Raw genomic sequence first — 716 nt, forward strand, 5'->3', positions numbered from 1 at the left:
AGTGTTGTCTTGGAGGTTTAGCTCAGCTGGGAGAGCACCTGCCTTACAAGCAGGGGGTCGGCGGTTCGATCCCGTCAACCTCCATTTTTTGAGCCGTTAGCTCAGTTGGTAGAGCATCTGACTTTTAATCAGAGGGTCGCAGGTTCGAGCCCTGCACGGCTCATAGGAATATTTTGCGGGTGTGGCGGAATTGGCAGACGCACTAGATTTAGGATCTAGCGCCTTACGGCGTGGGGGTTCAAGTCCCTTCACCCGCATTTTTAGTCTTGTTTTTAACTAGGCGCTTATACGCCGGCTTAGCTCAGTTGGTAGAGCATCTGATTTGTAATCAGAGGGTCGAGGGTTCAAATCCTTTAGCCGGCATCCAGACTGCGGAAATAGCTCAGTGGTAGAGCACCACCTTGCCAAGGTGGGGGTCGCGGGTTCGAACCCCGTTTTCCGCTTAGCTTGTTCTTTCGCCGGGGTGGCGGAACTGGCAGACGCACAGGACTTAAAATCCTGCGGTGAGTGATCACCGTACCGGTTCGATTCCGGTCCTCGGCATTGCTTTGAAACACTATAAATGTCAATTGTACAATTGACAGAATAGATGTTGGCAAGTACGAAGTAGATGAATTCATCTGGCTTTGATCCTTGTTTTAGCACCCATAGCTCAACTGGATAGAGTGCTTGACTACGAATCAAGAGGTTAGGGGTTCGACTCCCTTTGGGTGCAT

The 716-nt window shown here is 50.7% G+C and carries 7 tRNA genes; all 7 read left to right on the forward strand.

Features of this window, described 5'->3' with window-relative positions:
* The first annotated feature begins 11 nt into the window (after nucleotides 1-11).
* The 7 genes from IGJ50_RS17075 to IGJ50_RS17105 all read left to right on the forward strand — a co-directional run bounded on the left by IGJ50_RS17075 (nucleotide 12) and on the right by IGJ50_RS17105 (nucleotide 715).
* Nucleotides 12-84: transfer RNA gene (locus tag IGJ50_RS17075), tRNA-Val, on the forward strand.
* Nucleotides 85-90: 6 nt separating this feature from the next.
* Nucleotides 91-163 (forward strand) — tRNA-Lys (locus tag IGJ50_RS17080).
* Nucleotides 164-175: 12 nt separating this feature from the next.
* A tRNA-Leu gene (locus IGJ50_RS17085) sits at nucleotides 176-257 on the forward strand.
* A 33-nt stretch (nucleotides 258-290) separates the two neighbouring features.
* Nucleotides 291-363 (forward strand) — tRNA-Thr (locus IGJ50_RS17090).
* 8 nt (nucleotides 364-371) lie between these two features.
* Nucleotides 372-443, forward strand: a tRNA-Gly gene (locus tag IGJ50_RS17095).
* Between the two features lie 14 nt (nucleotides 444-457).
* A tRNA-Leu gene (locus IGJ50_RS17100) sits at nucleotides 458-543 on the forward strand.
* 98 nt (nucleotides 544-641) lie between these two features.
* Nucleotides 642-715 (forward strand) — tRNA-Arg (locus IGJ50_RS17105).
* Nucleotide 716 lies beyond the last annotated feature (1 nt).

This window comes from Enterococcus sp. AZ101, from assembly GCF_050499005.1.
Taxonomy (GTDB): domain Bacteria; phylum Bacillota; class Bacilli; order Lactobacillales; family Enterococcaceae; genus Enterococcus_L; species Enterococcus_L ureilyticus.